The sequence below is a fragment of the Paenibacillus sp. TCA20 genome (assembly GCF_000732325.1).
Classification (GTDB): Bacteria; Bacillota; Bacilli; order Paenibacillales; family Paenibacillaceae; genus Paenibacillus; species Paenibacillus urinalis.
In genome coordinates this window covers 150,404-157,645 of record NZ_BBIW01000013.1, presented here as the reverse complement: position 1 = coordinate 157,645, position 7,242 = coordinate 150,404, and the positions used below count along the sequence as shown (strand labels likewise).

The 7,242-nt window shown below is 46.9% G+C and carries 8 protein-coding genes; 4 read left to right on the top strand and 4 right to left on the bottom strand.

Annotated elements, in window-relative coordinates; all coding sequences use genetic code 11:
- Positions 1–245 (top strand): hypothetical protein (locus TCA2_RS27710; RefSeq protein ID WP_238546472.1); only part of this gene is annotated, 245 nt, incomplete at its 5' end.
- Between the two features lie 219 nt (positions 246–464).
- On the opposite strand, the gene TCA2_RS21405 is transcribed toward TCA2_RS27710, so the two are convergent.
- Complete coding sequence (locus tag TCA2_RS21405; protein ID WP_047913631.1) at positions 465–686, bottom strand: helix-turn-helix transcriptional regulator; 222 nt, start codon at positions 684–686, stop codon at positions 465–467.
- A 271-nt stretch (positions 687–957) separates the two neighbouring features.
- Between TCA2_RS21405 and TCA2_RS21400 the strand changes: the two genes are divergently transcribed.
- From TCA2_RS21400 to nagA, 3 genes are read left to right on the top strand one after another with little or no spacing between them, the layout of a single operon-like run.
- Positions 958–1,815 carry a MurR/RpiR family transcriptional regulator gene (locus TCA2_RS21400; RefSeq protein WP_047913630.1) on the top strand — a complete coding sequence of 286 codons (858 nt, stop codon included), beginning with the start codon at positions 958–960 and terminating at the stop codon, positions 1,813–1,815.
- Positions 1,816–1,821: 6 nt separating this feature from the next.
- A complete protein-coding gene (gene nagB / locus TCA2_RS21395) occupies positions 1,822–2,547 on the top strand; it encodes a glucosamine-6-phosphate deaminase (protein WP_047913629.1) in 726 nt (241 codons plus the stop codon).
- Positions 2,548–3,726, top strand: a complete 1,179-nt coding sequence (gene nagA, locus TCA2_RS21390) for an N-acetylglucosamine-6-phosphate deacetylase (protein WP_047913628.1) — start codon at positions 2,548–2,550, stop codon at positions 3,724–3,726.
- A gap of 99 nt (positions 3,727–3,825) precedes the next feature.
- Here the strand turns inward: nagA and TCA2_RS26380 are convergent, their stop codons facing one another.
- The 3 genes from TCA2_RS26380 to TCA2_RS21375 form a co-directional block, all read right to left on the bottom strand.
- On the bottom strand, positions 3,826–4,638 hold the full coding sequence (locus tag TCA2_RS26380) for a YhcN/YlaJ family sporulation lipoprotein (RefSeq protein ID WP_052512255.1): 813 nt from the start codon (positions 4,636–4,638) through the stop codon (positions 3,826–3,828).
- A 272-nt stretch (positions 4,639–4,910) separates the two neighbouring features.
- A complete protein-coding gene (locus tag TCA2_RS21380; RefSeq protein WP_047913627.1) occupies positions 4,911–5,855 on the bottom strand; it encodes a DUF4340 domain-containing protein in 945 nt (314 codons plus the stop codon).
- The gene (locus TCA2_RS21375) at positions 5,855–7,240 is read right to left on the bottom strand and encodes a GldG family protein (protein ID WP_047913626.1); all 1,386 of its coding nucleotides are present in this window, start codon (positions 7,238–7,240) and stop codon (positions 5,855–5,857) included. Before TCA2_RS21375 ends, TCA2_RS21380 begins: the two co-directional genes overlap by 1 nt.
- Positions 7,241–7,242: the final 2 nt, after the last annotated feature.

Genomic DNA, 7,242 nt, shown 5'->3' with positions numbered 1-7,242 from the left:
CTCAGACTGGTTGCTCACCTAGGAGAGCAACCACGTCCCCCTCCTCCACACCACCAGAGGAGATGAGGATTTCTGACGCTGCCCTTCTCGGGAATAAGCTGTTTTTGAGATGGGAACGACTTTTGGCTTTTGCTTGGACCACTGCTCCTTCGACCTACCCGCGTCCAAGCAAAAACAACCGAAGTGAGCAGCACAAAAACAGCGTTTCCCCTTGCTCCAAAGTACCCACCACGCGCAACATCTAACAGCGTTTCCCCTCGCTCCAAAGCACCCTCCACGCGCGCCATCTAACTGCGTTTCCCCTTCCACCAAAATACCCTCCACGCGCACACCTTTCCACCTATGTATAACTTCAGTCAGCCCACGATCTCATCTCCTCTAGCACAAACGGAAGCCCTCCTCTCTCATCCAAATCGGATGAGCGAAGAGGGCCATGACGAAAACGAAAGAACTCCGTGCCTTCGTCAGATTTTTAATTCTCCTAACTTGATCAATTCCACTACCGCTTGTGAACGACCCTTAACATTGAGCTTCTGCATGACATTAGAAATGTGGTTTCGGACCGTTTTCTCGCTGATAAAGAGAAGTCCTGCAATGTCGCGTGTCGTTTTGTCCTGCACCAGAAGCTCGAATACTTCGCGTTCACGATGGGTCAACAAAAATTTGCTCTTGTGGTCACCCTTCAATGTTTACCCCTCCTTGCCCGGGTTTGTATGGTGTAACAAGGTTAAGGGATACAGTCAACTCATCTTATGTAAAATCACCTATATTGGTTCAATCTTCGGAAAAAAATGGGCTAAAGATCAAACTTCAAGTACATGCTAGGTAAGGCTGAGGAAATGTGTGGCTAACGGTTGATTTTGCCCTACATTTTGATTAAGATGAAGGTATACAAAAATAATTTTCATTAAAATTAATATATTTGTGAAATTAATTTTCTAACAAGGCGGATGAGTTATGACGACGATACTTAATGCTCTCTCCAAAGAGCTCGATCAGCTTCCTTCCCAGGAACGCCGGATTGCAGAAGTTATTTTGACATCTCCCGCTGAGGTGACCGGGTTATCGATTAAGGAACTAGCTGAGAACAGCGGTACGAGTCCTGCAACGGTAACCCGTTTTTGCAAATCTCGTCATTTCAGGGGGTTTCCCGACTTCAAGATGAAGCTGGCAGCGGAAATTTCCCAGCCAACGGGCGTTACGGCTTATCAGGATATTGTCGCGGGAAATTCACTTTCTACGATTATAGAAGCCATTGAGGCGAACCATCTCGCTTCCATTACCGATACTACTCGTTTGCTTGATCATGAACGCCTGGAGGATGCAATTAAGCTCTTATGCGGCGCTAGGCGCATTGATCTGTATGGGGTAGCCACCTCATCCATTGTAACGCAGGACTTTTATCAGAAGCTGATCCGTATTGGCGTTTCCTGCACTGCTTTTTCTGATGGACATATGCAGGTCACTTCAGCCTCTTCATTGGGTGAGCAGGATGTTGCGTTTGCCGTGTCCTATTCGGGAGAAACACAGGATACAATTGATGCACTCCTTTGTGCCAAAGAAAATGGAGCCCGCACCATCTCACTAACCTCTTACGGACACAGTACACTGGCCTCCATTGCAGATATTCCCTTGTTCACCTCTTCCCTGGAACAGGGTATGCGCAGAGGGGACATGGCCTCGCGTATTGCACTCCTTCATGTGATCGATATTATATTTACCGGCATGGTTAGTCATGATTTTGATCGATTTGTCCCTAGGCTGAATGTGTCCTATGAGCAAGTGCAGCGAATTAAACTAAGAAATGAAGGGTGATTTCATATGAATATTTGGACTTTTGAACATGAGCATGACCTGAATGCAACCGGCGCTGGAATTATTGCCGCTCTTCTGCAATCCAAACGTAAGGCTGTACTGGGTCTGGCAACTGGCAGTTCCCCTGTCGGTATATATAAAGAGCTGATTCAAATGTACAACAAAGGACTCGTGAGCTTTGCCCAAGCTTCCTCCTTCAATCTTGATGAGTATGTAGGACTTCCTGAAGATCATCCACAGAGCTATCGCAGCTTCATGAATGAGCAGCTGTTTAACCACATTGATATGAATATGGATCACACGCATGTACCGAATGGGAATGCATCTGACTTGGCAGCGGAATGCGTTCATTATGAACAGCTGGTCAATGATCACGGCCCTGTCGACATCCAGCTGCTGGGCATAGGACATAACGGGCATATCGGATTTAATGAACCTGGAGCAAGCCTGACGAGCGGCACTCATGTCGTTGATCTCAAAGAGGAAACCCGCAAGGCGAATGCCCGATTCTTTGATTCTCCGACCGATGTACCTAAGCAGGCTATGACGATGGGCGTCGGTTCTATTCTCAAAGCAAAACAAATCCTTCTCGTTGCCCGCGGTGAAGACAAGGCAGACATCATTCGTACAGCGCTGACCGGTCCCATCACTACAGAGTGCCCTGCATCCTTGCTTCAGTGCCATCCGAACGTTATTGTACTGTTAGACCGCGGTGCAGGGAGGCTGATGTAATTGCTTACTAAAATATACGGAAATGTCGTTACCAAGGACAGTGTAATTGAGGATGGTGTCGTTGTCATTGAAAATGAAACCATCGTGTACGCAGGCACCCAGGCAGCTCTACCTCTTCGCTGGAATGAAGGCGTCATAGAAACGTTCACAAGCGAGAATGGATATATCCTTCCCGGCTTCATTGATATCCATGTTCATGGCGGCGGTGGTGAAGACTTTATGAACTCAGACGAGAACGTGCTCGATACAATTACGTCTTATCACGCTTCTCAAGGAACGACGACGATGCTTGCTACAACCATGACTGCGCCTAAAGATTGGATTGAGAAGGTGCTCAGCGAAGTGAACAAATACCGTTCCAAGGAGATGCCTTACGCACAGCTTGCAGGGGTTCATCTGGAAGGTCCCTTTATTAGTCCAAAATGGCCCGGAGCGCAAAATCCGGAGCATATTTCACTGCCGAATGTAGACTGGCTGATCTCCTGGGAACAGCAATATCCTGAACTCGTTCGGCAAGTGACGCTTGCTCCTGAACAGCAAGGTGCGCATGAGGTGATCGCATGGCTCAAAGATAAAGAAATTATCGCCGCATTGGGTCATACGGATGCAACTTATGAAGAAGTAGAAGCCGCTGTAGAAGTGGGACTCCACCACGCTGTGCATACCTTTAACGCGATGACCCCTCTTCATCACCGCAAACCCGGTGTAGCCGGTGCCGTGCTCAGTGATGAACGGATCAGCGCCGAAGTCATTGCAGACGGAATTCATGTTCATCCTGCCGCAGTCTCTCTTCTTGCTCAGTTAAAAAGCAAGCTGCAGAAGCTGGTACTCATTACGGATGCCATTTCGGCGACCGGGCTTGAGGATGGAAATTACACCCTCGGTGACCTGCCGGTCATCGTTAAGGAAGGTGTGGCTCGGTTAGAGGATGGAGTTACCCTTGCAGGCAGTACACTTACGATGATTCGCGGCTTCCGCTTCCTCGTGCAGGAGGCCGGGCTCGATATTATAGAAGCTTCGCAGGCAGCTAGTCATAATCCGGCCGAGCTTCTAGGCATATTGGATGCGACAGGAACCATTGAGCAAGGAAAGCAGGCGGATCTGCTGCTGCTGGATGACTCGCTTCAGCTTAAGCAAGTATGGATCAAAGGCCGTGCATTAAGCATGGACAGTAGATAAGAAGTTAAAATGAAGCAAAATAAGGCGTTGTCCCTTAGAGCATCTCTCTGGAACAACGCCTTTTTTATATTCATTCCCCATAAGCTCTTCTATGCTGGATTAACGATTATTGTTGTTGTCAATCATGGTTCCGTTTGTCGGGAACAAACGATCCATCATGGTTTGAAATTCATCAATAAATCCGCTGATGGGTCTGCCTTCGGTCACATCGTTAACATAACCTTGAGCACGACCTACAAAGTCTGCATTTGCTGAGATGTATACATTTTTCACTTCTGGAGCCATTTCTTTGATCTTCGCTGTAATCTTTTTCTTCATTTGATCAGATACTTCTTCTTCGGCCTGGTCATGATCATTCATTTTAGTATACGTTGTCGGGCCTTTGGTATCATTCATTCGTACATTGTTCGGATTAAACAATCCGCCTGCTCCTCGAGGACCGTTCGCTGAATCTCCCAGCATGTTGCTCTGAGAATAATCATTAGTAAGTCCTGGAGCAATACCGCTGGTTGTATAAGGAGCTCTCGTCCCGGTCTTTACTCCCATGCTGCCAAGGTCCTTGCTCTTCATATTACGGTTATTGTGGTGTCTTGTGCTTTGCGGCTGGACCCCGTCTTTGAGCGATACCGCAACATAAGCGTTATGATCAGTAAGGAGAACATAAGCATTACCCACTCCATCCATATCAGATACAGTCTTTGATAAATCATCGCTGTTTCTGAGATTATTGGTACGATGAACACTGTTTGCATTTAGTCCGTACCGATTGTTATCGGTCTTGTTGTTACGCACATTATTGGTGTTCAAATCATGATTATCCGTGTTTGTGCCACAGCCTGTTAGACCAGACATGACAAGTAAAGCGGTGGATAAAGATAAAGTGATCGCTTTTGTTTTGTTCATTCCTGGCATTCGTTCATCCTCCATTTCAAGTATAGGTTAAGGTACTCCATTAAGGTGCACAAACCACTTAACCTATATGCTGAAAGGATTTGGAACCAACGATGCGAGGATGTGAGAAGCTTCATTCATCCGAAGATAAGAATCATACAATATCAGCGCCCCCTGTAAAAAAGGAGAACCGCCATCTTAGATCAAGTGGACTGCGAGCTGAACTAAACATCTGAGTTCATTTCTATCGTCCAATCAAAATGGCAATTCTCCTTGTTTATACATAATCGGCATTAGTCCGTATCTGCATTATTTACTTCGGTGCCGCTGCTCAGCAGCTCTTCTGCTCTATCCTTGATTTCTTTAACAGCATCTGATGCAAGAACATAACTAAGTGAGTCCTCTGCGGTCTTAACAAAAATGACACCGGGCTCTGATGATTCCGTCCAACCTTGATATACGCTGTTCGAACCGTCCTTGAATGCAGCCGTCAATGTAAAAGCAATCTGAGCCTGATCGGCATCAAGCGGTTTGAGCACTTGATTCGTCGCTGTATTTTTCGTCAGATTCATTAAGGAATCGGCTCCAGCCAGTTCAACACTCTTCCCATTCATGGTCCAACTGTTCTCTTCATCCGTCGTACGATTCAGCATCCATGTCGAATCTTCGCCTTCCCACTCCAGTGATACCAGCTGATCATTATCCCATTCGAATGGTGTGGTATCCATAAATTGAAGCGGAGTGAGCATCAGACTTGAAACCTCGGCCTCACTGACAGCCGCAACCAGACTTCCATCGACCTGTACATAATTATCTTCTCCTGTAGGCAACATATGACCAACGGCCAAGGTGAATTCAGTGCCATCCTGAGCGGTCATAACGATACCGTCTCCTGCAAGGTCAAGACCGTATTTCTCAATATCGGTTGGCTCATTCTCGATTACTTTCGTAATTTCAGCTGCACGGAGTGCTTCCAGCCAGTTGTCTACCGCATAGCTGTTCACGGGGTAAGCTTCAGGCTCTGTCATAACCCAGCCACCCTGTTCTTTGGTCAACTGAACTTCTTCCCCTCCGTTAATAACACTGAATTTCTCGATTGCACTAGGATCAAAGCTGCTGGTATCTATGAGCTTGCGAGCCGCCTCCGGCTCTTCCTTGAAGTAGTTCTGGGAATGAGCGAAGATCCAGCCGCCTGCCAGAATAACGAGCAGCAACAGAGTAGGAATGAATTTCTTCATTATCTTCTCCGCCTCCACCATAATAGAATACCTGCTGCAACAAATAACAGCGGGAATAAGATGACCGCAATAACAAAAATTCCGGTGCCTTGAGAAGGTGTCAGATACGCCAACTCATAGCCCGCCTGCTCTTTGGGTCTGATCGTAACCCCGTTCTCCTTCTCGGCCAGGTAATTTATCGTGTTCAGAATAAAATCACGATTCCCGCCTGTCGAGAATTCGGAATCCTGAATAAATGTAGTTGCACCCAGTATAACCGCCTTTGGCTTGCCATCCGGTGTACTTACGGCATATCCCACATCTACAGGTCCCTGCAGATCGGACTCCGCATCATTATCCGTATCGTTAACAAGAAGTCCTTCTACATTCGTCTCTCCATAACTGCTCTCCGAAGACTGCACAATCGGAGCGACCGTCCATTTATCCTGCTCGGTAGCGCTGAGCCCAAGAGTCAGTGAAAATACAGGAGTTAAATTATGCTCAATCAGCTTATCCGTAATGGCATGAGACTGAAACACCGGCATGGACCACAGCGGTCCCATCGACATCGACTGTTCTGGGTCGACCATTACCGCATGCTCGTTATGGACTCCATATTGCTCAGCGAGTGCATCAATATTAGGCCAAGCGGTATCCATACTTTCATGAAAAGCCATCGTAAGCAGCAATTTCCCGCCATTGTCCATATAGGACTGTATCTGCTTCATCTCTGAATCCGTCAAATCGTTTTGCGGACCCAGAATCGCCAGTATATCCGTTCCTTCCGGAACAGCCTCTCCATCGGCAAGAGATATTTCTTCTGTCTCGACATTGCTTTGATTCAGGGATGACTGAAAGCTTGCTGCGAGAGACAAATCCAGCTCACCATGTCCCGTTAGAAGTGCTACTCGGTGGACTTCATCCGATGAGAGCGAATTCAGTGCCTGTGTCAGCTTCTCTTCTCCAGAGAAGAGATAAGAGCCTTCTGTTTCACCGGAGGTGAATAGATCAATCATGGGAACAACCTGCTGCTTGTCCCCTTGCACCAGCACAATAGAGCTTGCCGTAAGACCGTACTGCTGGGCCAGGATGGGCTCGTTCTCCAGATTGTAATGCTCCACTTTCAGTTTATTATTTCGTTTGCTGTATTCATCAACAATATCCTGCACTTCCCTGTTCAGCAGCTCATCACTGGAGGAATTCACGGTGAAGACCAGCATTCTGACGTCTTCTTCCACACCTTTTATAGTCTCCAAGGTTTGCTCAGACAACGTATTCTGCTTGTTCGCAGTCATATCAAGCTGGAAGCCGCCTAATGAATTCAGGAACAACGTAAGCAATATAAAAATGCCGATCACTGCAATGGAAATAACAGCACTGTTCGTATGATTCAACCATTTTTTCATCT

Coding starts and splice junctions, on each gene's coding strand:
- nagB (WP_047913629.1), top strand. CDS start 1,822: ATGAATATTTGGACTTTTGAACATGAGCATGACCTGAATGCAACCGGC.
- TCA2_RS26380 (WP_052512255.1), bottom strand. CDS start 4,638: ATGCCAGGAATGAACAAAACAAAAGCGATCACTTTATCTTTATCCACC.
- TCA2_RS21375 (WP_047913626.1), bottom strand. CDS start 7,240: ATGAAAAAATGGTTGAATCATACGAACAGTGCTGTTATTTCCATTGCA.
- TCA2_RS21400 (WP_047913630.1), top strand. CDS start 958: ATGACGACGATACTTAATGCTCTCTCCAAAGAGCTCGATCAGCTTCCT.
- TCA2_RS21380 (WP_047913627.1), bottom strand. CDS start 5,855: ATGAAGAAATTCATTCCTACTCTGTTGCTGCTCGTTATTCTGGCAGGC.